Raw genomic sequence first — 24,778 nt, 5'->3', positions numbered from 1 at the left:
TTTCTTTCGGTTGGTTGTGTCGCAACTCGTGGAGCGTCATGTTCTTCGTTTCGAGGACCACACGTCGATCGCCACCGCGGCGACGATCAGCACACCCTTGATGACGTCCTGCCAGTAGGCCGGCACCACGAGGATGTCCAGACCGTTGTTCAGCGTCTGGATCATCAACAGGCCCAGCGCGGTTCCCCAGATGGAGCCACGGCCACCCATCAGGCTGGCACCACCGATGACGACGGCGGCGATGGCGTCCAGCTCGTAGCCCTGGCCCAGGTTGGGCGGGCCGGAGATGACGCGCGAGGCCAGCATGACGCCGGACAGCCCGGCCAGCAGACCCGACAGCGCGTACACGCTGAACAACACGTTCTTGGCGTTGATACCGGCGATCTCGGCGGCGTTGCGGTTACCGCCCACGGCGTACACCCGCATGCCGTAGGTGGTGCGCTTCATGATGATGGCCAGCGCGATGATGCCGAAGATCATCAGCAGCACCGGGATCTGCAGACCCAGGATCCGGGTGTTGGCGATGGAACCGAACTCCGCGGGCAGGCCGTTGATCGGGGCGCCGCCGCCGATCACGTAGGCCGCACCCGAGCCGGCGGTCAAGGTGCCGAGGGTGGCGATGAACGGTGGAACGTTCAGGCGCGAGACCATCACCCCGTTGAGGCAGCCGACGGCCAGGCCGACCAGCATGGCGACCATGACGGTCATCCAGACCTGGCCGGGGTTGGCTTTGGCGGTGGCCGCACCGGCCATGGCGGACACCGCGATCACCGAGCCCACCGACAGGTCGATGCCGCCGGTGAGGATCACCAGCGTCTGGCCGAGTGCGATCAGCGCGAACGGCGCGGCCGCCACCAGGATGGTGATCAGGTTGTCGGGGGTGGCGAATCGTGCACTGCGGTAACTGAAGTAGCAGATCACCAGCAGCAGGATGATGAACATGGCGTAGCGCAACGCCATGCCGCTCAGCCATTCCCGGGAGAAGAGTTTCACCGGCTCGCCGGTGACCGGCGAGGCCACCGTGGTGGCACCTCCGGACTCCGGAGCGGTGTCTTCCTTGGTGCTCATGATGCTGCCTCCTGATTTCCTGTGTCGGTTCTGGCCTCGAGCGCGGTCGCCAGCCGGAACACCGACTCCTGGACCTCGGGGTGGTCGAGCGCGTCACGGTCGAGCTCGCCGACGAACTCGCCGCCGCGCATCACGAATGCGCGGTGACTCAGCCCGACGACCTCGGGCATGTCCGACGACGCCATCAGCACGGCCATGCCCTGTTCTGCGAATTCGGTGATGATGCGGTAGATCTCACTGCGGGCGCCGACGTCCACACCGCGGGTGGGTTCGTCGAGCAGCAGCACGTTGACCGTGCCGGTGAGCCAGCGGGCCAGCACCACCTTCTGCTGGTTGCCGCCGGAGAGGGTGCCGACCTCCTGGGACAGTCCGTTGCTGCGCAACCGCACCGACTTCATCGCGTCGGCGATCTGGTTGGTGCGGGCCTTGCCCTTGAGCCAGCCGGCCACCGAGAAGGCCGACAGTCGCGGCAGGGAGCCGTTGTCGAGCACGCTCATCGACAGCACCACACCCGAGAGCTTGCGGTCCTCGGGCACCATCGCCATGCCTTCGGTGATGGCCGCCGCGGGGGCGTTGCGCTTGACGAGCTTGCCGCGCACCAGCACCTCACCGCCGTGGGTGCGCCGGGCACCGAAGATGGCCTCCAGCAGTTCGGTGCGCCCGGCGCCCACCAGCCCGGCCAGACCGACGATCTCACCGGCCTTGACGTCGAACGAAACCGGTCCGTTGGCACCGTCGACCAACAGGTTCTTGACCTCGAGCACGGTGTCGGCGCCCGGTTCGGGGCGCTCGGGGAACAGCGCCTCGAGCTCGCGGCCGATCATCGCGGTCACGATGTCGTCGTCGGTGACATCGCCGATCATCTTGTCGAGGATCAGGCCGCCGTCGCGCAGCACCACCACCCGATCGGCGATGGCGCGGATTTCTGCCATCTTGTGCGTGGTGTACACCATCGCGACGCCGTGCTCCTTGAGCTGGCGCACGATCTTGTACAGACCTTCGACCTCACGCTCGGAGATCGCCGAGGTGGGCTCGTCGAGCATCACCACCTGGGCGCCGGTGCGGGCCGCCTTGACGATCTCCACAATCTGCCGCAGGCCCACCGGCAGGCTGACCATGCGCGCACTCGGGTCGATGTTCACGCCGAACACGGCCAGCGCGTCGCGGGCCTCGTCGATCATGGCCTTGCGGTTGAGGAACGGCCCGGTCTTGATCTCGCGTCCCACGAACAGGTTCTCGTAGACCGTCATGTACTCGATGGACGCCAGTTCCTGCGGGACGATCGCGACGCCGTGCTTGACGGCGTCCTTGGTGTTCCCGCCGGTCAACGTGGCGCCCTTGACGGTGACGCTGCCGTGGTCTGCGGTGTACTGGCCACTGATGATCTTCATCAACGTGGACTTGCCGGCGCCATTCTCGCCAGCAAGAGCGGTGACGGTGCCCGGCTCGAGGTCCAGGGTGATGCCCTTGAGGACCGGCACCCCGCCGAATCCCTTCTGGATGTCCTTGGCCTGCAGTAGTGCCGCCATCGCTAGCTCCCCACCGTCACGAGCACTTTGACGTTCTCCGCATCGGCCGACGCGGCGAAAGCGTCGGCGGCATGTTCGAAATCGAACTCTGCACTGATGATCTCGTCGATCGGCACCGCACCCGAGGACAGCAGTTCGATGGCCGCCAGGAAGTCCTCACGCACGAACATCAGGTTGCCGATCAGCGCCAGTTCGCGATCCTGGATCAGCCCCAGCGGTACCGGGGTGGCACCTTCGGCGACACCCACGATCATCACGGCACCGCCCTTGTCCACCAGATCCACGGCCTGGGCCACCGAACTCTCGCGGGACACACAGTCGATCACCACCGCAGCCGGGCCACCGAGGAGTTCCAGTGCGGTCTGCACCGCATCAGGTGCGGTGGGGTCGAAGGTGCCTGCGGCACCGAGGCGTTCGGCGCGCTCCCGCTTGGATTCCAACAGGTCGGCCACCACGACCTTGGCGCCGGCGTGTTTGGCCGCCAGCAGGACGAACAGTCCGATGGGCCCGGCGCCGATCACCACGACCGGTCGCCCGGCGAGGTCACCGACCGCTTCGGCGGCGCGGCGCACCGTGTGCACCGGGGTGGCCAGCGGCTCCACCAGGATGGCGTGCCGGTCGTCGAGCTCGTCACCCAGCGCGATCAGCCGATCGACGGCGACGCTGAAGGTATCGGCGAGCGCCCCGGGTGTCTGGCAGCCCAGCACCAGCAGGTCCTTGCAGATGTTGTAGCGGCCGGCCTGGCACTGGGTGCAGTGTCCGCAGGCCAGATTGGGTTCCACCACAACACGTTTCCCGATCCAGGATTCATCGACACCGTCACCCACCGCGTCCACCACACCCACGGCCTCGTGGCCGGGCCGGTAGGGCAGGTCGATGAACGGGTGCCTGCCGCAGGCGGCGTGCAGATCGGAGCCACAGATGCCGACGATGCGGGTGCGCACCCGCGCCTCCCCCGCTGCGGGCTGCTGCTGGTCGACGGTCTCGATGGTGATGTCGTCCAGAGCGCTGACGACGACGCGACGGTTGGTTTCTACCATGCGGTGTATCCCCCGTCCGCCACGAGGACCGAGCCGGTGATGAACGACGAGGCATCGCTGGCCAGGAACACCACCGACGGGGCGATCTCCTCGGGCATCGCGTACCGCAGCATCGGGGTGTCGTCGATCCAGTGCTGCTTGAACTCGGGCCGGTCCACCGGGGCCATCTCGGTTTTGCAGTAGCCCGGGGCCAGCGCGTTGACCCGGATGCCCAGCGGACCCCATTCGGCCGCAAGGGATTTGGTGAGGTGGTGCACGGCGGCCTTGGAGGCGTTGTAGGCCGGCTGCATCTGCGGGCGGTTGACGATCATGCCCGACATGGAGCCGATGTTGACGATCGAGCCGCTGCCGCGCTCGCGCATGTGCTTGCCTGCCTCCAGCGAGCAGGCCCACAGCGCCTTGACATTGAGGTCGAACACCGCGTCCCACTCGGATTCCTTGACCGTCCACGATTCGCCGTGGTAGCAGGTGCCGGCGTTGTTGACCAGGATGTCGAGGTGGCCCAGCGCGGAGATGGCGTCGGCGGTCATCCGCTCGACGTCCTCGGCTTTGGTGATGTCGGCGGTGATGGCGTGGAAGTCATGACCTTTGCCCTTGGCTTCGGCCACCACCTTCTCGTTGCGCTCGGCACTGCGGCCCGCGATGGCGACCTTGGCGCCGGCGTCGGCCAGCCCGAAGGCGAAGGCCAGGCCCAGGCCCTGGTTGCCGCCGGTTACCAGGGCGGTGCGGCCGGTCAGATCGAACGGGTTCTTCTGCGTCATGAGGGGTTCACAATCGACTTGAGGCTGGCAGGGTCGGTGTCGCTGTCGAGCGCGTCGGCCACGTGTTCGAGGTCGTAGCGCCCGGTCACCATGGAGTCCAGGTCCACCGCTCCGGAGTTGACCAGATGGATCGCGGCAGGCCAGGTGTCGGTGTACCGGAAGACGCCGGTGACGGTGATCTCCAGGTTGGCGATGTGGCTGACCGGCAGAGGGTACTCGTCGGCACCCATGCCCACCAGCACCACCTTGCCGGCGGGGCCGACGGCCTTGATGCCGCTCTGGACGGCCACGGCCACGCCGGTGGCGTCGACGAACGCATCCACCGGTTCGATGGCCGAGACGTCGACCTGCGCGGGGTCGAGCACCTCGGTGGCGCCGAATTTCAGCGCCTTCTCCCGCCGCGACGGCACCAGGTCGGTGACCACGATGCGGGAGGCGCCGAAGGCCTTGGCGGCCTGGGCGCAGATGACGCCGATGGGGCCGGCGCCGGCGATCAGGATCGACGAGCCGGGGACAATGCCGGCCTTGCGCATGGTGGCGATGGCCACCGAGAGCGGCTCCAGCAGTGCGGCGGCGTCATCGGACATGGAATCCGGTACGGCGTAGGCGAAATCCTCGTCGATGATGACGTAGCGGCAGAACGCGCCGTCGATCGGCGGGGTGGCGTAGAACTTCATGTCCGGGCACAGGTTGTAGCGCCCGGCCTTGCACTGCTTGCAGCGACGGCAGGGGTGCTGCGGCTCGACGGCCACCCGCTGTCCGACCCGGCCGGAGTCCACCCCCTCACCGACGGCGGTGATGCGGCCGGAGAGTTCGTGGCCCAGGATCATCGGGTCGTTGACCACGAAGTCGCCGATGCGGCCGTGGCGGTAGTAGTGCACGTCGGAGCCGCAGACACCCACGGCGGCAACCTCGATCAGCACCTGGTTGGGACCCGGCACCGGCACGGGCCGTTCCTCGATCACGAGGCTGCCCGGGCCGGTCATCACGCTCGCGCGCATGGTCTCTGTGGTGGTCATCTGTCTCCTTCTCTCCGTGCTGAGGGTGCGGCGAGCAGTGCTCTGCCGACGACGATCGAACTGGCTCCGGCGGTGACACACAGCTGCGCCACCGACTCGGTGACACCGCCGTCCACCGCGACCGGGAGGTCGCCGGCACACGCCGTCACCACAGCCAATCTGCCGAGTGCACAACGGTTCTTGGTGCCCGGCTCGATGAGCATCACCAGCACGCCGTCCGGCCGTGCCGGCCACACCGGTGCTGATGACTCCTCGAGTCCGTCCCATTCGCGCCACAACGCGATCCACGCCTGGGATCCGGCGGCGCGGATGGCCGCGACACGCTCTTCGGTGAAGGCCGCCCATGGCACGAACACCACGCCGGGCCGCACCCTGAGCACCGAAGCCAGGATGGTGTCGACGAAATCGGCCGAGCCGATCAGGTGCACCCCGATCCGGGCGGGGTCGACGGTGTCGGCGATGCGGTGCAACTCGGTGAGGCTGACGCCGGCGGGCAGGCCCTCGGCCTCGGCCATCACGTCTACGTGGACATCCAGCTCTGCATCCGAGAGGGCTTGGGCGGCATCAACTCTGGACTCCGGCTCCGCCGCGTAGACCGAGCCGGCGAGCCGGCCCGGGAACCGGGTGTGCCATGGCGCGAGTACGGCGGTCACCGGTTCACCTCGTCGATCAGGGAGGACTCTGCCACGGCCGCCCAGCGCGCCCGCAGCGAGTCGACATCGCGCGAGAGCCGGCGCGGTGCCGCCGCACCGAGAACCGGCGGCTGCCAGCGTTTGGCGACGTCGATCAGCGTGCCGACGCCGCCACCGGCCACCACGGCGGCGGCCTGCACGCAGGCGCCGCGGGCGGTGGCCTCGTCGGCATCCAGGGTGCTGACCTCGTCGCCGGACAGGTCGGCCAGCAGCTGGCGGGTGGCCTTGGAGCGGGCGCCGCCGCCCACGGCGGTGATGCCGGGGCGCAGGGTGACACCGCCGGCGCGCAGATGGTCACGCCCACTCAGCAACGAGAGCAGCGGACCTTCGACAAACGCCCGCGCGAGTTCCTCGCGGCTGGTGTGCGAGGTGAGATCCACGAAAGTGCCATGGGCGTCAGGTCGATTGGGCTTGCGTTCCCCGTCGAAGAACGGCACCAGCACCGGGCCCCTGGTGTCGCCGGCGGCCAGCGCCAACTGCTCCAGACCGGCCAGGTCGGTACCCAGCAGCCGTGCTGCGAGGTCGCCCACGCGGGCCGCGTTCAGGGTGCTGACCAGGGGCAGGAAGCCACCGGTCACGTCGGCGACGCCGTCGATCATCCCGCTGGTGTCGTAGACCGGGGCGCGCGAGGAGGTGGCCACCACACCCGAGGTGCCGATGCCGAAGTACTGGTCGCCGTCGGTGAGGCCCAGGCCCAGGTAGCCGAGGTGCTGGTCTCCGCCGCCCGGCGCCACCACCACTGCCTCGCCCAAGCCGAGTTCCGCGGCGGCCGCGGGACGCACGGTGCCCGCGACATCGGCGGGCCCGAGCACCGTCGGAAGCATGCGGGCCCAATCGCGTTCGCCTGCAGCGATTTCGAGATACTCGGTGATCCATTCACCGGTGCGCGCATCGAAGTAACCGGTACCGGACGCCTCGGAGCGGTCGGTGATCTTGGCGCCGGTGAGCCAGAACGTCAGGTAGTCGTGCGGCAGCAGCAGCGTGGCCACCCGGTCCAGCAGGTGCGGCTCGTGCTCGGCCACCCAGGCCAGCTTGGCGATCGTGAACGCCGCCGTGGGCAGCGAGCCCACCCGGGCCACCCAGGCGTCCACACCGATGCGCTCGGTCAGCCCGGCGAGATTCGGCGCCCCGGTGGTGTCGTTCCACAGCTTGGCCGCCCGCAGCGGTTGTCCCGCGGCGTCGAGCAGCACCAGGCCGTGACACTGCGCCGCCACCGAGATGGCTCGAACCTCAACAGTTTCCGTACAGCCGGCCAGAGCTGCCCTGGTGGCGGCGATGAACGCCGACACCCAGTCCAGCGGATGCTGCTCACTGCAGGGCGGGAACGCCGGCGGGTGCGGCGCCGAGCCGGTGCTGTAGAGCCGGCCGGTGTCCGCGTCGCGGACCTCGACCTTGCAGGACTGGGTGGACGAATCCACGCCCAGCACAACGGGAAAGGTCATACGCGGACCACCGGTGCCGCATCGTCACCGGGCTGCACGCCGCGGTGCCCGACCCCGCCGGCGGGGTGGCTCTCCACCACGTCGGCCAGCGTGTGCCCGCGCATCGCCATGGTGACCACGGACAGTGCGTCACCCCAGGCGCCCACGGCCAGGGTGCTGGCCATGGCGATCATGTCACCGGGGTCCGCATCGGGCGGGGTGGTCGGCAGTGCCACCACGACGGTGGCGGCCTGCGCGAACGGGGAGGTGGCGTTCTCGGTGACGGCGACGACGTCGATGCCACGTTGCACGAATTTCGCCGTGAGGTTGGTCAATTCGCTGGAACGGCCGGTCTTGGAGATGGCCAGCACCAGATCGGAGGGGGTCACGGCGCCTATGCCGCCGTGCAGGGCGTCCATCGCGGGTAGGTACACCGATGGGGTGCCGCACACCGAGAGCAGATGGGCCAGGCGCTCGGCCATGATGCCCGAGGTGCCCGATCCGGTGGTGACGACCTTGCCCGGGGTGTCGACGACCCGACGGGCCACCTGGGCCACCCCTGCTTCCACGGCGCCGACGAGCGCTGACAGCGCCCGCGACTCCCGGGACAGCACATCGCCGGCCAGCGCGGCCAGCTCTGTGTCGTCCATGCTCATTTGATCTCTCCGATACTCAGATGATCTTGTGATCCAGATCATGCAGGGTCTATGCTCACATGTCAATACGCCTGCACATATGAGCAGAGCGGTGGGACACCCGTCAATTCCGCGGCATACACTGCGTCGATTGAGCGGCATCGGGAACGGCGAGGAGGCATCACATGGGGCCGGATGAGCTGTTCCAACGCGCCGTGATCGCGCGTCGGTACTACCTCGAAGGCCGGACCCGCATCCAGATCGCCGAGGAGTTCGGCATCTCCCGATTCAAGGTGGCCCGCGAGCTGGACGAGGCGCTGGCCTCCGGCATGGTCGAGATCACCATCCACAATCCCGGGTCCATCGACGTCGAGCTGTCCACCGAACTGCAGCGCCGGTTCAACCTCGAACACGCCTATGTGGTGCTGACCGACGAGAACAGCCCGGCCGAACGCGTGGATGCCGTGGCCAAGGCGACAGCGCAACTGCTGCAGTCGATCCTGCGCCCCGATGACGTCATCGGCGTCGACTGCGGCCGGACCCTGACCAAGATCGCCGACCACATCACCGCACTTCCCCACGCCGACGTGGTGCAGCTGACCGGCATGGCGGGCGCACTGACCTCCAACGGTGTGGACCTGGTGCGTCGCCTCACCGAGATCAGCGGCGGGCGGTCGTGGCCCATGTACGCGCCGCTGGTGGTCTCCGACGCCCGGACAGCCGAAAGCCTCACGGGCACACAGCAGATCCAGGAGACCCTCACCCGGCACAACAAGGTGACCTGCGCCGTGGTGTCCGTCGGCGCCTGGCACCCGGGCGCCTCGCAGGTTTACGAACTGCTGACCCCGGCTGAGACCCAGGCCCTGGGCGAGGCCGGCGTCTGCGCCGAGACCTGCGCCCTGCTGCTCGACGCCGACGGAGTGCGGGTGTCCGGACTCGACGAGCGCCGGATGGGCGTCGACGAGGCGATCCTGCGCTCCATCCCCACCGTCATCGCCTTGGCGACCGGCACCCAGAAGATCGCCGCCACCCGATCGGTCCTGAAATCGGGACTGGTCAAATCGATGGTCACCGACGTCGAGATCGCCTCCGCGGTGCTGGCGTCGTGACCGACCGCCTCAACAGATTGGTGTAGCTATGTCCGGGCAAGCGATTGATCTCGACTTCCGTCTCGACGGCCGCGTGGCCGTGGTGACCGGTGGAGCCTCGGGAATCGGTGCCGCCATCGCCTCCGCCCTGGCCGCCAAGGGCGCCACCATCGCCGTCGCCGACCTCAGCGACCCTTCCGACGGAAGCCGCGGATTCCACTGCAACGTCGCCGATCCCGAGTCCGTGCGCCAGACCGTCGACGCGGTGATCGAGGCCCACGGCAGGATCGACATTCTGGTCAACAGCGCGGGCATCGCCCGGCTGGCACCCGCCGAAGAACTCTCACAGCAGTTCTGGGACGACACCATCGCCGTCAATCTCAGCGGCACGTTCCAGATGAGCCAAGCCGTCGGGAAGCACATGCTCGCCGCGGGCCGTGGGGTCATCATCAACATGGCGTCGCAGGCCGCCACCGTCGCCATCGACGAGCACGTGGCCTACTGCGCGTCGAAGTTCGGCGTCGTCGGCATCACGAAAGTGCTTGCCGCCGAATGGGCCGGGCGGGGCGTGCGGGTCAACAGCATCTCCCCCACCGTCGTGCTCACCGATCTCGGCATCAAGGCGTGGGACAACCCCAAGGGCGAGGCACTGAAGAAGCTGATCCCCACCGGCCGGTTCGCCTACCCCGACGAGATCGCCGCGGCCGCGGTGTATCTGGCCTCCGATGCCGCGGGCATGGTCAACGGCGCGGATCTGGTGATCGACGGCGGATACACCATCAAGTAGTGGGGTATCCAGGCCAGATGAAAAAAGAGAATGCCGAAGACGATGTGATCAGCGACCCGGGTAAGGGCGCCGAAGACCGCGCCGACTGGGCCGACGAGGGCGGCGCCACGTCGGAAGGGCCCGCCACCGATCCCGACGACGCCTGACCCCAAAAAGAATCAGTGGCCGCCCTGGATGCCGGGGCGGCCACTGGGGGATACATAGTCTTGGGCGTCAGCCGTGCGGGGCTTCCTTGATCATGGTTTCCTCGTTACCCAGGATCTGGCAGTAGCCCTGGGCTGCCACGCGGGTAGCGGTGATCTCCAGGTTCGACGGGTCGGTGCCGTTCTCGTCCTTGAGCATCTTGCTCACGGACTCGTTCTGGTCCTTCTCCTCCGCGGTGAGGAAGTCCTTGCACTTGGTGTCACCGCCTTGGTTGATCACGTCGCCGGAGCACCCACTGAGGAGTGCGACAGCGGCCAGACCCGAGACAGCCAACATCGACAAGCGCTTCATTGCACACAGTTCCTTCCGTACCGGACCCTCTTGTTACCGGTAAGACATGTGTCCAAACCTGCGATCGGGGAACCGTGATGAGCCCGTGACGTCAGTCACCCGCCACGATCGCCACCGCCCGGGTCCACCCCGCCGACGCCGCGTGCACCTTGACGGGGAAACAGGAGATCTCGAACCCGGTGGACGGCAGCGCCTCCAGGTTGTGCAGCTTCTCGATGTGGCAGTAACCGATCTCACGCCCGGCGCGGTGACCCTCCCAGATGATCGCGGCGTCACCCTCGCGGGCGTAGCGCGCCGCGGTGTAGACGAACGGGGCGTCCCAGCTCCACGCGTCGGTGCCCGTCAGCCGCACACCGTGCTCCAGGAGGTACAAGGTGGCGTCGCGGCCCATGCCGCAACCGGCGGACACATAGTCGTCGTGGCCGTAGCGCGTGCCGGCGGCGGTGTTGACCACCACGATCTCCAGGGGCGCGAGCTCGTGGCCGATCCGGGCCAACTCGGCCGCCACGTCGTCGGCGGTGGCGACGTACCCGGCGGGGAAATGCCGGAAGTCGAGCTTGACGCCCGGCTGCAGGCACCAGTCCAGCGGTACCTCGTCGATGGTGATGGCCCGCGCGCCGCCGTCCATGGTGGCCGAGTAGTGGTACGGCGCATCCAGGTGGGTGCCGTTGTGGGTGGTGAGCCTGACCCATTCCAGCGCCCAGCCCTCGCGGTCAGGAAGGTCCTCGGGCGTCGCGCCGGGAAAGAACGACAGGATGTCGCCGACGGTCTGGGAGTGGTCGAGATACTCGATCTCGGGCAGCAGGCCCGGCGGATCGGAGGCGATGCCCGACTGCAGGGGCACCGAGATGTCGATCAGTTCTCTGGGCATCGGCACGGACGATACCGCCGAATTGTGGTGGCCAGGGCCGGGATCGAACCGGCGACCTTCCGCTTTTCAGGCGGACGCTCGTACCAACTGAGCTACCTGGCCGGAAGGCAACCGAAGTGCCTCACGTCGCAAACTTGCGACCCTGACGGGACTCGAACCCGCGACCTCCGCCGTGACAGGGCGGCGCGCTAACCAACTGCGCCACAGGGCCTTGCTTTCCTGCGTGTACTGCATGCTCCGACGTTTCCGCCGACGCGTACCCCCAACGGGATTCGAACCCGTGCTACCGCCGTGAAAGGGCGGCGTCCTAGGCCACTAGACGATGGGGGCCTAATCCGAATCTCTCCGGGGTTCTCACGACGCTTTCGCGTTGGGAGCTTCGATAGCTTAGGGCACAGGTTGCCAAATCCTCAAACCCGCTGTCTGCAGACGTGGTTCAGGGGTTCGGCGGACACCCGCTATCCTGTGACATCGCGCCCCTATAGCTCAGTTGGTAGAGCTACGGACTTTTAATCCGCAGGTCCCAGGTTCGAGCCCTGGTGGGGGCACCTCCATTTCCGCAGTTCAGGGGTAGTTTTTCCGCCGGGCTGCACCCTTCTCCAGGTGTCCACTATCCGTCCCGTGACAGCGGCGTGACAGCGACACGGCAGCAGCAAGGCGAATCAGCTCTGGTTGAGCGCGTGGACTGATCCGTCGTGTAACCAAAACGCTCCCCCTCGCACGGCAGAAGACCGACCCCGGCGCGTCGACATCGCCTGCCCGTCGCTATCGGTCAGAATCAGTAAGTCCCCCGGAACCGGTCTTACACTTGTGTAATTCTTGTCTGACACCGGTGGCAAGGTGGACCGCTAGAGCGCACAGCTGCGCCGTACGAAAGGGGCTGGAGTGGCACCGCGCAAGTCGCGATCGGCTGAGGTAGTGAGCCTTTTCTCCGGTGCGGGCGGTTTCGACATCGCCCTGGAACGAGCAGGTTGGAACGTCGTCACTGCCACCGATGTCGCGTCTGACGCGATGGACACGTTGCGAGCTAGCAAACTGGCAAAGATTGCAATCAGAGGCAGGCGTGGGCGCCACTTGGCGAAAACGCGTCTCATAGAGGCCGATGTCGCCACGTTAACCGCGACAGATCTGCGCCCAGCGCTCGCTGACGCAGATTGGCGTCCGGACCTGCTGGCTGGGGGTCCACCTTGTCAGCCGTGGTCTTCAGCAGGACACCAGAAGGGCCTGAACGACGCCCGCGGAAAGCTGATCTGGCACATGATCCGCCTAGTGTCCGAGCTTCAGCCTCGATATGTGCTCTTCGAGAACGTCCGCGGACTTGTCACTGCGACTGGCGCTACCGCAAGCCCGGGCGAAGTATTGCGTAGCATTCAAGAGGATTTCCGCGAGCTCGGCTATTCAAGCCGTATCGCGACCTTGAATGCTGCCGACTACGGCGCTCCTCAGCGCCGTGTCCGTCTATACCTAATCGCGAGCAAAGACCATGAATTGCCTGATTTCCCGAATCCAACTCACCATCAGCTTGGTCTTAACGGCCTAAAGCCGTGGGTCACATTAGGCGAACTCCTCGACTCAGTGCCCCCTCCAGCCGACAACGAAGTTGTTGTACGACCGAGTGGTAAGTGGGAAACCGAACTTCGCGAGCTCACACCAGGGACGGGGATTCGAACAGTCGGCCGGGTCATGAACAATCGCCCAAGTGGGCAGTGGGGGTACCGGCAGGATGGCTTTCTTGCCGATCTAGGTCGACCTTCTCGCACAATCAGGGCGGCACCAACTCCCGACTGGATCAAGCTGCCCGGTGATGATTTGCGACGACTGACGTGGAAGGAATGCGCTGCGTTGCAAGGCTTCCCGTTAAGCTGGGAATTCTGCAGCAACTCTGGTGGTCTTTTTAGGCTTATCGGCAACGCCGTTCAAATCGATGCCGTGGAGGCGATCGGCCGGAATCTGCTTGACAGTCTCCGCAAAGGGCCTTTAGACGAACCGCCCCCTATGCCGCCGTGGCCCGATTACCTAGTCCGGCGCGTACGTGGGACTGAGGCCGAGCACCGCGTGAACGGGGCTCTACGCACGCGGATTCACACTAAGTCGAATAGGGCCGTTTGCGACGCAACGTAGCAGGTTCTCGAATCTGTCCGTGAATAGTGGCAGACTGCGACGGTGCCAGCATCGTTCACGCAGCCGCCGAAGTGGACGGATGCGGAGCTTAAGAGCGCCCGTGATAGGTCAGAAGCCGCGTTTACCCAGTTGCGACGCGAAGAAGGACCGAAGACTTTCGAGCGAATGCACCGATCACTTCGACCGCGTGTCGAACAAGTCTTCAAGAACTCGGACAACGTTCGAAACCTCACCGGAGATCTGTTCATCGGCGACCCGCAGGCATGGCAGGCGTGTCGCTATCTTTGCGGTCCACCAATTAGCCAAGAAGATCTCTGGACCCTGGTCGGCGGTTCGAAATTCAGGTCTGTGCCAGCGAACCTAGCTGACGCAACCGCTGAGGCAATTCGAGTTGTGATAGACCCGGTGCGATTTCCATGGCTGGAGGAGCAGCGCGCGCCAACCGAGGATGAACGAGAAACGGCCATCTTGGCCACCACAGTTCTTTGGGCAGCTCAGCAGATCGGCACTGAACGTCGCGGTGAGGCCTCATCACGGCAGGAATCTCTAACAGCGCAAGCGCTAAGCGACTCGGGATTAGAGCTTGAGGAGTCTCGCACTGCGGTCCAGTTCATCGATGACATGCCGCGCGGCAGTTACAGCCGCGAGCGGCGCCTCGCGGGAGCGAAATGCGATGTACCTGCCCGCCTTCTTGATGGACGACTGCTCGCGTTGGAGTGCAAGGTCTCAAATGGCCCAAAGAACGGTTGGAAACGTGTCAACCGAGAGGTGGGAGGCAAAGCTGAAACATGGCGAGCGCACTTTGGCTCACAGGCGCTTACCGGCGTAATCTTGGCCGGAGTATTTGACCTCTCTTGCATCAAAGCCGCCCAGACTGCTGGCGTGATCATTCTCTGGGAGCATGACCTAGAACCTCTGCGTTCCTTCGTTGCGTCCGCGAAGTAGCCCCTGAGCTTGTGTCTAGTAGGCACCTACCGGAGCGGCTCGCAAGGTGCGGCTTACGTTCCCGTGCGGTGCTGAAGCTGAACGACGTTGGCGACCCCGCCGCTGCGATCAGAGACGCCACGACCAACCTTCGGTGCGGCCTGTTCGTCCTCAGTGATGTAGTCCGCGTAGGTCATCAGGGTTAGCACGTAGCTGCTATGGCCGAGCCACTGGCTGACGACCATGTAGTGCTCCCCGGCGCTCAGGTTCATAGTGGCGAAGGTGTGGCGAAGGTCGTGAAAGCGAACGCTCCCAAGGGCAAGAGCCTTGGTCGCAGGCTGCAGGTAATTGTCGTACAGGTTGTCGGCCACTATTGGCTTGGCCCAGTCGAAATTGGAGCGGCTGCGGCGACCGGGGAACAGCGGAGCGTGGCCGTACTTGCCGGCGAACGGGTGAACCGTAGTCAGGTATTCGCGCAGTTCGTCGGCCAACCAGGGCGCTAGGGGTACTACGCGATCAGTGGAGGCGTCAGATTTCGGTGTTCCTTCGATCCATTCAAGCGGTGCGCTTTCGGTGGCCCCTTCGGGCCTTCCGCGCTTCATGGTCCGCGTGACGCGTATGGACCCTACGGTTCCTGGAATGTCCGACAGCACCACATCTTGGACCTGAAGGCCCTGCAGCTCGGCTGCGCGAACACCGGTATGCGCGGCGAACAGCACCGCCAGTGCGTACACCGAGTTACCTTGACCGTTGGACGCGTGCGTTGCAATCCAGTCGTAAACCGCTGCTACTTGGTTGGCGGTCAGCGGGTGGTGCGCGAAAGTTCGGGCGCCAGGCCGCCGAGCGCGTCGCTTGGTGGTCCGTCGCGGTCCAGGCAATACCGGGTTCGCGTCGATGGCACCGTCTCGAACGGCTACGTCGAGAATGCGTTTGAGCGTTCCGACAATGTGCTTGACGGTCTTTGGACTGCGGGACACGAGGCAGGTGCCGGGAGTTGGAGGCGAAGTGTCGGCCGTCGCAGCTTTGGCCGTACCGCGAGTGACGAAGCTGCGGCGTGGGTGTGGAGCGAACAGAGCTGCGCGGAAGCTGTCCACCTCTGCGGCGGTGATGGCCGCAACGGGGCGACTGCCGAATACCGGGCCGATGTGAGTGCGATAAAGCTTCTCGTATCCCTCAATGGTCGACTGCTCCATCTGGCCAACCAAGGTGTCCAGGTATTGACGGGCGTACTCCCCCAACGGCCGATTGGCCTTCGCCTTGGCGCTGGACGGGTCGATGCCCTTGGTTCCGGCCAGGCCGTTCTCCACTTCCAGCAGTCGCGACTTCGCCGCTTTTTCGGTGTCATAGGTGTCCGTCCGCTGGATAGTCTTGCCGGGCACGATGGCACCGAATTCGTCTCGCACTGGCTCACGCCAGCACACCACGTAGCTTTTGACTGCACGGCCTTTGGCTCTGGCCTTCGTCTCACGAACTCTGATGTACGCCATTACCCCGTCCCTTCAGAGGCTGCAGCCATCGCCTGTTCAGCGGTGGCACTGGTGTAGATGCGCCGAACGGTGGACGGCTGCCAGGTCGGTTTGCCCAGTGGCGATAGGACGTTGGATGCCGCGAGGTCCGAAGCGATAGCGTCGTAGGTTGAACCGGCCTGCCGGGCCTGAACGATGTGCCGCACCACGGAAGGCGATGCAGCTCTTGGCCGTCCGATGCGTTCACCCCTACGCTTCTTCGCGGCCAGCGCGGCTTTCGTACGCTCGCTGATGAGCTCGCGTTCGTACTGCGCGAAGTTGACCAGGTTCATGGCCATCATCCGGCCCGCTGCGGTGGTCAGGTCCACACCCAGGTCCAGGATCACCAGCGACCACCCTTGGGTCTGAGCTGACTCGATAATGTTGGCAGCGTTGACAATCGACCTGCTCAATCTGTCCAGCTTGGCAACCACCAGGCCGTCCCCCTGTCCAGAGGCCAACAGTTGCAGCACTTCCGCCAGCTTCGGTCCGATGGCCTTTCCGGACACACCTTCGTCAGCGAAGTGCTCCACGGTCCAGCCGCGATGTTCAGCCGTGGTGTCGATGGTCTGGCGCTGCGCTTCTAACCCGTTGCGAGTCTCGGCCTGTTCCTCGGTGGACACTCGGGTGTACCCAAACATCAACGGTTGCATCGTCTCTGGTCTATCTGCCTTCGTCGGCATGTCTTGTCCCCTTCGCTGCTGTCGGGGCGTAACCGAGCGGTTGCGCCTTACGCCTCAAGTTATAGCCGACGCAATACAAAGGTCGCTACAATGTCTGAACTGGGCAAACGCGGTCAGGGGCGCAGGTAGCGCTTGTGCCCCGACTCCAGCTCCGGCATTGGCGGCAGCGCGCCTATTTGCCGATTTGCGTCAGCGGCCAGGCGAAGAGCGTCCTCACCTGTGATGTGGTGCTCGGGGGCCTGACGGGGCGTGTCGCGGTCGAACTCGCGGCGGCGAGACGGTCGGGCCGACCCGAGGCCCGAAGACTCGTAGTGTTCTGCCCAGCTTGGCGAGTCCGTGTATCTCGGTGTGTAATCCGGATGCAGATCACCGTATCCGCTATCGCCCGAGGTGGCTTGCACCTCCCCAGCACCTGCCTCCAGCCCTGAGTGCCCGTCGGTGTAGGCAGGGGCCGGGGGGTGTGCATCCTCAAGGCCCTCAGGCCCGTAACCCGTGTAGCCCGTGGGAAGCTCGTCAGTAGGTGCAATGCCGGGAGGACCGCTATAGATACCCTCGAATACAGACTCATAGGGCTTGCTCTCGCCCTGGGACAGAACAACTTCGGCAGGAGGCTTCAGCCCGCCACGGTCCAGTGCGTCGCGGATTGCACGCAGCTGCACTTCTGGCGGCTTGGTGTCGTCAAATGCAAACTGGATCAGCTTGCCTACGAGCTTGTTCTGCGCGTTCTCGATTCGCACACGCGCTGCCGCTTTGACGTGTCGAGTTGCACCACCGTGTGTTCGGCACACCGTCGCACCTTTGATTGCAAGCTTCTGGCACTGGTTGCCGTCTCGCTTGTGTCCCACGCATCTGCGGCCTCGTGTCTCGGGAGAGACGCTCGCCCACCATCGTTCGCTCCATCGCGGCGGTGGAGACGTGTCCATGCGTGCAGGTGTCGACTCTTCCTCGTCACCCACCAAAGCCGGGAGATTGGCCGTCTCGACCAGTTCTACCTCCTCAACGTCAATAATCTCTCTATCGTCATTCATTTCAGGTGTCCAATCTTGCTGTGACTGTTTCGGCCGACGGTGCTTGGTTTCGGGCAGCCTGCGCACTGTCGAGTGACGCGTCGGGGGTTGGTCGGGTGATCGTGCAACGCTGTGACCTGTGACGATGCGGTGCATCCCCCGACGGCCAGCGCTCTGACCTGCGCGTCGGCCGGTCGGGCAGTTTTCTGCCGAACATTGTCGATATGACGAGGGGCGTCAATCTCGCGGAAAATCTTCCGTAAGAAGTTGCCCGACTCACCCGACATCGAGGTCAGAATATGTCTTTCATCGCCCGACCGTTGCCCGACGGTGCCCCGACGTCCCCCGACCGCCGCTGTCACTGGTTGACCGCCTTGAGGCCGATCCTGGTTGTCTTCAGCTTGATGCCTTCCAGGTAGTAGACCTCCTTGTTCTTGTCGGCACGGGAGCCTCTGCGGTGCAACTCAATTCCGCCCATTCCGACAAGTTCTTCGCCGAACCGGGTCTTCGACAGTGGCTTTTCGTTCGCCTCGCTGCAGTAAACCTGGTACTCGGCGTACAGCACCTCTCGGACTTCCCTGACCGTCTCAGTCGGCCCGGTGTCACATTTCTCGGTGACGAACTGGCTTTCCACACTTGATGTCTCCCTCATAGCTTTGAGGATCCAGGCGTGTTGTTCTGGCTGCTTGAACCCACCTTGTTTGACCAGGTTGTCCAGTCCCTGCAGCATCCGGTTGATGATTCCCGGCAGCTCCGCGAACAATGCCTTTTCGTAATCGGGTATCTCGCCGCTGGGCTTGGTCTTGCAGTCAATGACAACGAATCGTCGGATGAAGGCACCAGAGTTGTCCTGAACGCTTGGCATGAGGTTGGTGAAGATCATGAAGCGGCAGGGCAAGTACAGGTGTAGTGAGCGCCTGGCGTAGGGCAGGCGGATGGATGTTGGGTCGTTGCCGATGACCTCCAGCAGCAGATCCAGAAATTCGCCGTCTCTGAAGTCGGCGCGGTTGTCGGAGAATGTCACCACGCTTTTGCCGAAGAGCGGCTCTTTCGGGAACCCATTGCGTTTGAAGTCCGCCACCTTGTGTCCGGCGTAGTTGTCGTCGGTCATGATCAGATTCATGAGGCGACCGAACACGCCCTTGCCGGAACCGGACAGCCCTTTGAGAATCAGGCCCTTCTGATACCTCTTGGACCCGGTTACGCAGTAGGCCATCCACTGGTAGAGCAGGCGCATGCTTTCCGGATCATCAGAGGCGAGGTGTCTGATGAACTGGTCCGTCTGAGGCGATCTGGCTTGTGGATCGTAGTCGGCCGGCAAAACGTAGGTGCAGAAGTAGTCTGATGTGTGGTTCAGCATCTGGCGGTCAGGCCAACACACCAGACCGTTGCGGCACGGCAGAACCAACTGTTCCCGCCCGTCGAACCACGTGTTCTCCTGCAGACCAGTGTAATTGGAAGCTTTGTTCTTCAAGGCATGGAGAAGCTTTTTCAGCTTCGGTTCGTCGGGGTCCCAATCGGTGGGTGTGGGGGCACCTTGGACCATCTTGTTGAACTGACAGCGGTCGAGAACGGCATACAGCTCGCGGTACACGTCATCCTCGGCGCAGTGTTCCCAAAACTTGCCGTTGTACTGATAAAGCTCTCGCATGCGGACAATCACGGGTCGGTCTTGTTTCGCCCAAAAATCGAGCAACCAATCGGCCAATGCGGAGGGTCTGCTCGGGGAGTCGACAATCGTGCCTTGTGGCGGCAGGTAGACGCCGTTGCCGTCGTTGGTGGTCACCGCTTCGTCCTATTGGGGAAGCCGATGCGGACGTGCGAATCTGCTAACATTGCAGACACTTTCCTTTCGCGACGTGACCCGCCTGCTCTCACCAAGAATTGGCGGGTCACGTCTGTGTTCTGACTAGGCTTCACCGCCTTTGTGCCACTGCCGAATTACACGCGGATCGTCAGATGCATCTCTTAGTCCTCTATCCGTTCGCCGGACAGCCACGCCTCGATATCCCTCTGGGCGTAGTAGATGCGGCCGTGAACCTTGGTGCGCTTCAAAGGCCGATCATTGTGATAAGCAGCCGAATTCACCGAGTGCTCGGTGATGTGTGTCAAGCCGAGCTCGTGCGCGAAGGCCACTACTCCGGCACGGTCGTAGTACTTTTGGGTGGGGGTGTTCACTTCCATCTGTCTCCCTTTCGAGTCGCACGCTGATGCACGTGGCGCCACTGACCAGCGAGAACTCAAGCGTAGGCGATCAACGCGGCGCGCGCTCGAAAACATGTCCGTAAGGTATTGCACAACAACGTAATACAGCGCACAGGCCGTCCTGATTGGACAACGTGGACGCTGTAGCGGGCCGACGTGTCAAAGATTTTTGTACGGGGTTGGGCTATCTGGAGACGCTAGAACTCGACGGAGCTGCCAGGAACTGGTGCCGGGAGGCGGTACATCCTGGAGTCGGTGCCGGGACACCGGTCGCTCTTTAACTGCAGCTTTTCAATGTCGCCGGATTCGGCTGCTGCAATTGCCCACTGCACCAAGCGGGTGAACTCCTTGCGGTCCCGGTCCCACAGATCGCGCAGCACCACGATCACGGCTGTAGCGGGCACATACCCGATGCGGGCCTCCTGCATGCCTACCTTCAGAGCTTCCCGCATGGCGTCGTGTGGACTGCGGCCCCGCCGCAGAAGAGCCGCATGCATGGACAGCAGCGCGTCCAGCTTGTGTGGTCGGGCATTACCTCGATACGTGCGGCAGAACTGGTCCACACTCACGTCACCGACATTTGTGCGCAACCTCCCGGCCCCTGCCTGAACTACATGTGTTCCTAGGTACTCGATCAGCTCAGCGGATGCAGCCGGCACTTTTCCCGCCCGCACCACGCGGCGGTTGCCATACGGAGGCAGCACGATACCGCCACCCAGCCCGCGTACCTCACCGAACGGCAGTGTCGGATTGCCCAGCTGCAGGCCACGCGGCAGGACGAACCAATAGTGACCGCGGTTCGGGCTCTCGTCTGGTCGGGTGTTGACGTACACGCCGGAGGCCAGGAGCGCACGCAAGTGTTGGGGAGTAGCGTGCGGGCGGTCTACGTCGATGACGATGCAGCCGAACGCTCCTGGGGACGTGGCCAAAGCCTCGAAGGGGCCAAACTGGGCGCGCCAGCGCGCCAGCTGCGCGACGTCGGTGGTGATGTCCCGGTAGCCGACCAGGTTCCAGCAGGACTTGCCTTTGCCCTTTGCCGGGTCGAACGGGGCAATCGGAATGCCGGATCTGGCATATGCACAGGCGGCGTCGAGCACGTCCAGGTCCGTGACGTCAGGGAACACCACAGCCACGTCAAGCCTCCAGCGCGGTGTTCAGTTCGGCCAGCTTCTGCAGAATCGCAGCGCGCCTCTTTTCAGCCGCAGCGCGGCGGTTGACCCTCGAAGCCGTGGGCTGCCGCTTTTGCGGTGGCGGTGCGGACGCTAGTTTCGGCAGCGGTTCCGCTGCGGTGTCGATGTAGACGGGTTTGCCGTTTAGACCGGTGACCTCGGCGCTGACCATCTGGCGCACATACTGTGGTTCCAAGCCCAGGTGCAGGGCGATGCCGCCGGTGGTCATCCCTTGCCGCGACAGGTTTGAAATCTCGGTGTCGAACATCTACGGACTCGAAGGCCCGCTGTTGGACCCGAATCTCCATGGGGCATCGTTGCCGGAATCAGGTGATGGTGGCTTCCGGGAGGTTGCTCTGTAATCGTTGGGTTCCACCTCGTGCAGGATGTACCCGCGCGTGTAGTAGTCGCCTTGACGATTACTGCAATGCGGTGCGCGGTGACCGTCGGCGCAGCCTGCGGGACACGTGCAGAAGCCCCGTCCGAACCGAAAAGTGCAGTCATCGAACTTCTTGATGTAACGCTTCCACAGGCGCACTGGCAGCACGGAGCCCGCGCCCGGACCTCGGGTGTCCGGATTGCCACCGTGTCGACCGTGGAAATGGTGGCTCTTGCAGAACCGGCACCAAAACTGCAGTTGAGAGCCACTCTTGTTGCGCCAAGCGTGGACTACCGGGAACCGCTCAAGCTCGCGGTTTAGGTCATCAGCTAGTGCTTCTGTCTGGTCGCGCTCTGCCACCGACCAGTCGGTGTCGATACCCGCAGCGGCGTTGGCCTCAGCGATGCGATTCCAGGTGTCATCATCGTTGTACATGGGGTTCCTCTCAAGGGTGGTCGGCCCTCTGCGGCCTGTGGCTGTCTCATTCGTCCCAGTTGGGCACAAATTCGTGCATGGCGCTGTCGTCCCGGTCGGACCGTTGTTCACCGCTGACCACATGTGGCCCTGCGGAATCGAAGCGATGGGTTCGTCTGTCTCGTCTGGGATTGCGAGCCCACAGTGGAATGTCGACTACGGCGGTATTGCCGCACTCCAGTTGACTGTGCAGCACCGTGCAGCCGCTGGGCCATCGAAGCTGGTGGGTTGTCAGGCAGCAGTTGCAGATCACGCCGACGGTGCGTTGACCGTCTTCGTGATAGGTGACGCTGGCGACCCTCACAGCGCCTCGACCAAGGCGTTGAGCGCTTCTCGGCTCCAATAAGACTTGCGAGCAACAACCTTCGGGCGATCCAGCTTGCCGGTCTCGTAGGCGTGGTACTTAACCGTTTCGGCGGTTGCGCTTCCGAAGCCAAGGGTGTTGAGGTACCTGGCCGCTTCATCCACATCGAGATACTGTGCGAACGTTGAGGTTCTTGTCATAGCTGTATTCGGCTTTCTGCCAATGCTTTATGAAATGTAGGGGATATGCGGCCCGCTGGAACCGATGGTAGCCGACCTCGGCCGACGTGTCCCGTGCGTCAAGGAGGTCTGCGCGGTGGGGAATATTGGGCTATAACGGTTTTCACGGGCATCGGATCACCGTGTAAGGAACCTGAGGCATCTGGTCGGCTCTCGCCACGAGCTAGCGCAGCCAGAAAAGGCCGCCGTCGCGAAGGCGGTTGCAGTTACCCCTTTCAGCTCGCCGCCTTCGCATAGACGGTTCCACCGGAACCTATTGCGAGAAAGCGCAACATGAGCATTCACAGAACACTCCGCCCAGAAGTCCCAACCCTGCAAGAGTTAGTAATGCTGCCGCCCTTCGGCGGCGAAGTCGGCGGCTACAGCACCGAGGGTGACATCTTGCCTCGGGTGACGCAGACGCTCGATAACGTAGATCTCAACGTCATTTGGCAGGAGATGCAAGAAGCGCTTGGCAAATGGAACCAAGAGCGGTCCAAGATTGTCGATCTGGTCTCCTACTGGCACACATCACCGGCAGATGCCGTTCCGCAGGGCCTGATTGAGTCCGAGCTGGAATTGGCATCCGAGTTCGGCGAGCCCGAAAGCATGGGTCCGCCTAGTGAGTATCTACTGCTTGGTTACACGATGCTCGACTGGGATCGTGCGGCTCGGTTCACCTGGCGATTTCTGCGAGACGCCGACGCGCGCCAAGTCCGCGCGGTGCTGGATGAAGCGATGCGCAGCGACAACACCACCGTGACTCGCCGAATCCTCAACCGTCTGTTCAACCCGTCAGCCGAACTGAACGAACAGGGGCACACCTGCTACGGATTGTGGAATGGCACAGATGGTTTGGCCCCTCCGTCTACTCTGGGCAAGACGTTCGACGCCAATCACACGCACTACCTCACCTCAGGAAACGATGCAGTCGACTCCGGTGATCTTGAGGTGGCGATTAAGCACATCCGCGAGCATGGCTATGGTTTGACCGACAGCCAGGAGCAGTTGATCTGCTTTGTCCATCCCACCGAGTCAGAGGTGATCCAGGGCTTCCACGCTGGCGTTGAGAACAACAACTCCCAGATCGCGAAGTGGGACTTCATCCCTGCGGCCAACCAACCCGCGTTCATCATCTCCACGGGTGGCCAGCTTGTCGGGACTCAGCCACCCGGAACGGTTTTCGGACTGCCGAGCGTAGGTAAATACGGACCGCTGTGGATTGTCGAGTCGAACTTCATTCCAGAGCATTACATGGCGGTGGTAGCCACTGCCGGCCCCGGTTCCTCCTCCAACGCAGTCGGTGTGCGTCAGCACCCAAATCGGGCATATCAGGGTTTCCGCCAGCTTCCCGGTGCGCAACCCGGCTACCCGCTCCAGGATTCCTTCTTCACAAGGACGTTTGGTGTTGGCACCCGACATCGCGGTGCTGCTCTGATCACTCAGTTCACCGACGAGCCGACCTACACGGCGCCGTCCATTGTCGCCGCTGACATCTCGGCGTAACGCGACCGCCAGAATGTGTCAGGAGGAAATCGATGCGCAGGAGTGGAATACACCCGTCGCACATGTCTGAGCACGACATGCGACGAATGAACCTCTCTGATGACTTAGACGCTGAACCGAGCGAATACTGCTGGGGCGCAGGTCTTGAGCCTCCTTCTGTCCGTGGAGCGTCACCTGCACAGGGCGGTCGCTACCGCGGACGCGAGGCGACAGAGGATTATCCGCGACCTCGCGAAGTCAACCTGAGTCGTGATCCCCGCGTGTGAAGTTTCCACGCGTGGGTGCCTCCGTCGACTCAGCCGCCCTAAGTCTGCCAACGTGCTCAGGGCGGCTGAGTGCTGTCTAGCCCGTAGGCAGGGGCTGGGGGGCCACGAGACGCAGGCAAATCAGAACCGTCAGGAATCAGTGGCCTCCGCGAAATCAAGCCCTCCCGCGTGCACGACCGCGCAGTGGAGACGGTCACTAGTTAGGAGCTTCGCTGCCTCACACGCCTCCCGCAGCACTTCAGCTGCCTCGGGGTCAGCACACCGCTCGATCAAGAGCGCCATACACCGTTGAAAGTTGTCTTTCGCAATCTGGTTGGGAAGATTCGTCATCACAAACCTGACCTGTTGTGTTGGCGTTAGGTACTCGATGTAGCGAGACATGTAGCCGACGGTAAGCCGGGTGAGTGTCTCGCCATCGAGCTGTCCAACCACGCTGGAAGGACCTTCTCCTAGTTGCGCCCAATCGGCTAGCCAGTCCTGCACGAACTTTTCCGCCATTTGTGGCCGAAGTTCGGTCATCGAGACAAGCGAATAAGCGACCTGCGACAGCGTAATTGGTTGATCGTCGTCGACGGTACTCACAGCTGATTCCTTTCAGATTTGATCTTCTT

Annotated in this window: 25 protein-coding genes and 4 tRNA genes; 7 read left to right on the top strand and 22 right to left on the bottom strand. The window is 63.8% G+C overall.

The window, feature by feature from the left end; genetic code table 11:
- Positions 1–36 precede the first annotated feature (36 nt).
- Genes G6N58_RS12450 through G6N58_RS12415 form a run of 8 tightly spaced genes read right to left on the bottom strand, consistent with a single transcriptional unit; the run spans position 37 to position 8,180 of the window.
- Positions 37–1,068, bottom strand: coding sequence for an ABC transporter permease (locus G6N58_RS12450; RefSeq protein WP_115278492.1), 1,032 nt, complete (start codon positions 1,066–1,068; stop codon positions 37–39).
- On the bottom strand, positions 1,065–2,597 hold the full coding sequence (locus G6N58_RS12445) for a sugar ABC transporter ATP-binding protein (RefSeq protein WP_115278493.1): 1,533 nt from the start codon (positions 2,595–2,597) through the stop codon (positions 1,065–1,067). The genes G6N58_RS12450 and G6N58_RS12445 overlap by 4 nt, the downstream gene beginning before the upstream one ends.
- A gap of 2 nt (positions 2,598–2,599) precedes the next feature.
- On the bottom strand, positions 2,600–3,637 hold the full coding sequence (locus G6N58_RS12440; protein WP_068914975.1) for a zinc-dependent alcohol dehydrogenase: 1,038 nt from the start codon (positions 3,635–3,637) through the stop codon (positions 2,600–2,602).
- Positions 3,631–4,398, bottom strand: a complete 768-nt coding sequence (locus tag G6N58_RS12435; RefSeq protein ID WP_115278494.1) for an SDR family NAD(P)-dependent oxidoreductase — start codon at positions 4,396–4,398, stop codon at positions 3,631–3,633. The genes G6N58_RS12440 and G6N58_RS12435 overlap by 7 nt, the downstream gene beginning before the upstream one ends.
- Positions 4,395–5,417: an NAD(P)-dependent alcohol dehydrogenase gene (locus tag G6N58_RS12430; protein WP_115278495.1), complete on the bottom strand. Its 1,023-nt coding sequence runs from the start codon at positions 5,415–5,417 to the stop codon at positions 4,395–4,397. Before G6N58_RS12430 ends, G6N58_RS12435 begins: the two co-directional genes overlap by 4 nt.
- Positions 5,414–6,070 carry a beta/alpha barrel domain-containing protein gene (locus G6N58_RS12425; protein WP_068914972.1) on the bottom strand — a complete coding sequence of 219 codons (657 nt, stop codon included), beginning with the start codon at positions 6,068–6,070 and terminating at the stop codon, positions 5,414–5,416. The genes G6N58_RS12430 and G6N58_RS12425 overlap by 4 nt, the downstream gene beginning before the upstream one ends.
- On the bottom strand, positions 6,067–7,551 hold the full coding sequence (locus tag G6N58_RS12420) for a xylulokinase (protein WP_115278496.1): 1,485 nt from the start codon (positions 7,549–7,551) through the stop codon (positions 6,067–6,069). The genes G6N58_RS12425 and G6N58_RS12420 overlap by 4 nt, the downstream gene beginning before the upstream one ends.
- Positions 7,548–8,180 (bottom strand): SIS domain-containing protein, encoded by a 633-nt coding sequence (locus G6N58_RS12415; RefSeq protein WP_232067837.1) that lies wholly within the window; start codon positions 8,178–8,180, stop codon positions 7,548–7,550. The genes G6N58_RS12420 and G6N58_RS12415 overlap by 4 nt, the downstream gene beginning before the upstream one ends.
- A 170-nt stretch (positions 8,181–8,350) precedes the next feature.
- Between G6N58_RS12415 and G6N58_RS12410 the strand changes: the two genes are divergently transcribed.
- From G6N58_RS12410 to G6N58_RS31050, 3 genes are read left to right on the top strand one after another with little or no spacing between them, the layout of a single operon-like run.
- Positions 8,351–9,274, top strand: coding sequence for a sugar-binding transcriptional regulator (locus tag G6N58_RS12410; RefSeq protein ID WP_068914969.1), 924 nt, complete (start codon positions 8,351–8,353; stop codon positions 9,272–9,274).
- A 28-nt stretch (positions 9,275–9,302) separates the two neighbouring features.
- Positions 9,303–10,040 carry a GolD/DthD family dehydrogenase gene (locus tag G6N58_RS12405; RefSeq protein WP_115278498.1) on the top strand — a complete coding sequence of 246 codons (738 nt, stop codon included), beginning with the start codon at positions 9,303–9,305 and terminating at the stop codon, positions 10,038–10,040.
- Between the two features lie 17 nt (positions 10,041–10,057).
- Entirely contained in the window at positions 10,058–10,186 is a 129-nt protein-coding gene (locus G6N58_RS31050) for a hypothetical protein (protein ID WP_264038766.1), read from the top strand.
- Between the two features lie 67 nt (positions 10,187–10,253).
- Here G6N58_RS31050 and G6N58_RS12400 read toward each other — a convergent pair whose 3' ends face one another.
- The 5 genes from G6N58_RS12400 to G6N58_RS12380 all read right to left on the bottom strand — a co-directional run bounded on the left by G6N58_RS12400 (position 10,254) and on the right by G6N58_RS12380 (position 11,736).
- Positions 10,254–10,535 carry a hypothetical protein gene (locus tag G6N58_RS12400; RefSeq protein ID WP_068914967.1) on the bottom strand — a complete coding sequence of 94 codons (282 nt, stop codon included), beginning with the start codon at positions 10,533–10,535 and terminating at the stop codon, positions 10,254–10,256.
- Between the two features lie 91 nt (positions 10,536–10,626).
- Complete coding sequence (locus tag G6N58_RS12395) at positions 10,627–11,406, bottom strand: cyclase family protein (protein WP_115278499.1); 780 nt, start codon at positions 11,404–11,406, stop codon at positions 10,627–10,629.
- 25 nt (positions 11,407–11,431) lie between these two features.
- A tRNA-Phe gene (locus tag G6N58_RS12390) sits at positions 11,432–11,508 on the bottom strand.
- Positions 11,509–11,543: 35 nt separating this feature from the next.
- Positions 11,544–11,617 (bottom strand) — tRNA-Asp (locus tag G6N58_RS12385).
- 46 nt (positions 11,618–11,663) lie between these two features.
- Positions 11,664–11,736 (bottom strand) — tRNA-Glu (locus G6N58_RS12380).
- 145 nt (positions 11,737–11,881) lie between these two features.
- Between G6N58_RS12380 and G6N58_RS12375 the strand changes: the two genes are divergently transcribed.
- The 3 genes from G6N58_RS12375 (at position 11,882) to G6N58_RS12365 (ending at position 14,472) form a co-directional block, all read left to right on the top strand.
- A tRNA-Lys gene (locus G6N58_RS12375) sits at positions 11,882–11,954 on the top strand.
- 337 nt (positions 11,955–12,291) lie between these two features.
- Positions 12,292–13,527 (top strand): DNA cytosine methyltransferase, encoded by a 1,236-nt coding sequence (locus G6N58_RS31220; protein ID WP_163908123.1) that lies wholly within the window; start codon positions 12,292–12,294, stop codon positions 13,525–13,527.
- Positions 13,528–13,569: 42 nt separating this feature from the next.
- Complete coding sequence (locus G6N58_RS12365; protein ID WP_147289327.1) at positions 13,570–14,472, top strand: XamI family restriction endonuclease; 903 nt, start codon at positions 13,570–13,572, stop codon at positions 14,470–14,472.
- Positions 14,473–14,525: 53 nt separating this feature from the next.
- Here G6N58_RS12365 and G6N58_RS12360 read toward each other — a convergent pair whose 3' ends face one another.
- The 8 genes from G6N58_RS12360 to G6N58_RS12325 all read right to left on the bottom strand — a co-directional run bounded on the left by G6N58_RS12360 (position 14,526) and on the right by G6N58_RS12325 (position 22,341).
- Positions 14,526–15,938, bottom strand: coding sequence for a tyrosine-type recombinase/integrase (locus tag G6N58_RS12360; protein ID WP_115278502.1), 1,413 nt, complete (start codon positions 15,936–15,938; stop codon positions 14,526–14,528).
- Positions 15,938–16,609: a recombinase family protein gene (locus G6N58_RS12355; protein ID WP_115278503.1), complete on the bottom strand. Its 672-nt coding sequence runs from the start codon at positions 16,607–16,609 to the stop codon at positions 15,938–15,940. Before G6N58_RS12355 ends, G6N58_RS12360 begins: the two co-directional genes overlap by 1 nt.
- 143 nt (positions 16,610–16,752) lie before the next feature.
- Positions 16,753–17,376, bottom strand: a complete 624-nt coding sequence (locus tag G6N58_RS12350) for a hypothetical protein (RefSeq protein ID WP_232067836.1) — start codon at positions 17,374–17,376, stop codon at positions 16,753–16,755.
- Positions 17,377–18,004: 628 nt separating this feature from the next.
- Complete coding sequence (locus G6N58_RS12345) at positions 18,005–19,432, bottom strand: DNA primase family protein (protein WP_147289328.1); 1,428 nt, start codon at positions 19,430–19,432, stop codon at positions 18,005–18,007.
- 182 nt (positions 19,433–19,614) lie between these two features.
- The gene (locus G6N58_RS12340) at positions 19,615–19,830 is read right to left on the bottom strand and encodes a DNA-binding protein (RefSeq protein WP_115278505.1); all 216 of its coding nucleotides are present in this window, start codon (positions 19,828–19,830) and stop codon (positions 19,615–19,617) included.
- A 218-nt stretch (positions 19,831–20,048) separates the two neighbouring features.
- Positions 20,049–20,984, bottom strand: a complete 936-nt coding sequence (locus G6N58_RS12335; protein WP_115278506.1) for a bifunctional DNA primase/polymerase — start codon at positions 20,982–20,984, stop codon at positions 20,049–20,051.
- Position 20,985: 1 nt separating this feature from the next.
- A complete protein-coding gene (locus tag G6N58_RS12330; RefSeq protein ID WP_115278507.1) occupies positions 20,986–21,288 on the bottom strand; it encodes a hypothetical protein in 303 nt (100 codons plus the stop codon).
- A gap of 885 nt (positions 21,289–22,173) precedes the next feature.
- Complete coding sequence (locus tag G6N58_RS12325) at positions 22,174–22,341, bottom strand: DNA-binding protein (RefSeq protein ID WP_232067835.1); 168 nt, start codon at positions 22,339–22,341, stop codon at positions 22,174–22,176.
- A 402-nt stretch (positions 22,342–22,743) separates the two neighbouring features.
- On the opposite strand from G6N58_RS12325, the gene G6N58_RS12320 reads away from it, so the two are divergent.
- Complete coding sequence (locus G6N58_RS12320; RefSeq protein WP_232067834.1) at positions 22,744–23,901, top strand: hypothetical protein; 1,158 nt, start codon at positions 22,744–22,746, stop codon at positions 23,899–23,901.
- 395 nt (positions 23,902–24,296) lie between these two features.
- Here the strand turns inward: G6N58_RS12320 and G6N58_RS12315 are convergent, their stop codons facing one another.
- A complete protein-coding gene (locus tag G6N58_RS12315) occupies positions 24,297–24,749 on the bottom strand; it encodes a hypothetical protein (protein ID WP_115278510.1) in 453 nt (150 codons plus the stop codon).
- Positions 24,750–24,778: the final 29 nt, after the last annotated feature.

Origin of the sequence: Mycolicibacterium tokaiense (genome assembly GCF_010725885.1) — a bacterium.
GTDB classification, from domain to species: Bacteria; Actinomycetota; Actinomycetes; order Mycobacteriales; family Mycobacteriaceae; genus Mycobacterium; species Mycobacterium tokaiense.
Note: the sequence above shows the minus strand (reverse complement) of the source record. Positions and strands in the feature narration are given on the sequence as shown.

Coding starts and splice junctions, on each gene's coding strand:
- G6N58_RS12450 (WP_115278492.1), bottom strand. CDS start 1,068: ATGAGCACCAAGGAAGACACCGCTCCGGAGTCCGGAGGTGCCACCACG.
- G6N58_RS12445 (WP_115278493.1), bottom strand. CDS start 2,597: ATGGCGGCACTACTGCAGGCCAAGGACATCCAGAAGGGATTCGGCGGG.
- G6N58_RS12440 (WP_068914975.1), bottom strand. CDS start 3,637: ATGGTAGAAACCAACCGTCGCGTCGTCGTCAGCGCTCTGGACGACATC.
- G6N58_RS12435 (WP_115278494.1), bottom strand. CDS start 4,398: ATGACGCAGAAGAACCCGTTCGATCTGACCGGCCGCACCGCCCTGGTA.
- G6N58_RS12430 (WP_115278495.1), bottom strand. CDS start 5,417: ATGACCACCACAGAGACCATGCGCGCGAGCGTGATGACCGGCCCGGGC.
- G6N58_RS12420 (WP_115278496.1), bottom strand. CDS start 7,551: ATGACCTTTCCCGTTGTGCTGGGCGTGGATTCGTCCACCCAGTCCTGC.
- G6N58_RS12415 (WP_232067837.1), bottom strand. CDS start 8,180: ATGGACGACACAGAGCTGGCCGCGCTGGCCGGCGATGTGCTGTCCCGG.
- G6N58_RS12410 (WP_068914969.1), top strand. CDS start 8,351: ATGGGGCCGGATGAGCTGTTCCAACGCGCCGTGATCGCGCGTCGGTAC.
- G6N58_RS12405 (WP_115278498.1), top strand. CDS start 9,303: ATGTCCGGGCAAGCGATTGATCTCGACTTCCGTCTCGACGGCCGCGTG.
- G6N58_RS31050 (WP_264038766.1), top strand. CDS start 10,058: ATGAAAAAAGAGAATGCCGAAGACGATGTGATCAGCGACCCGGGTAAG.
- G6N58_RS12400 (WP_068914967.1), bottom strand. CDS start 10,535: ATGAAGCGCTTGTCGATGTTGGCTGTCTCGGGTCTGGCCGCTGTCGCA.
- G6N58_RS12395 (WP_115278499.1), bottom strand. CDS start 11,406: ATGCCCAGAGAACTGATCGACATCTCGGTGCCCCTGCAGTCGGGCATC.
- G6N58_RS12360 (WP_115278502.1), bottom strand. CDS start 15,938: ATGGCGTACATCAGAGTTCGTGAGACGAAGGCCAGAGCCAAAGGCCGT.
- G6N58_RS12355 (WP_115278503.1), bottom strand. CDS start 16,609: ATGCAACCGTTGATGTTTGGGTACACCCGAGTGTCCACCGAGGAACAG.
- G6N58_RS12340 (WP_115278505.1), bottom strand. CDS start 19,830: ATGGAAGTGAACACCCCCACCCAAAAGTACTACGACCGTGCCGGAGTA.
- G6N58_RS12330 (WP_115278507.1), bottom strand. CDS start 21,288: ATGTTCGACACCGAGATTTCAAACCTGTCGCGGCAAGGGATGACCACC.
- G6N58_RS12320 (WP_232067834.1), top strand. CDS start 22,744: ATGCTGCCGCCCTTCGGCGGCGAAGTCGGCGGCTACAGCACCGAGGGT.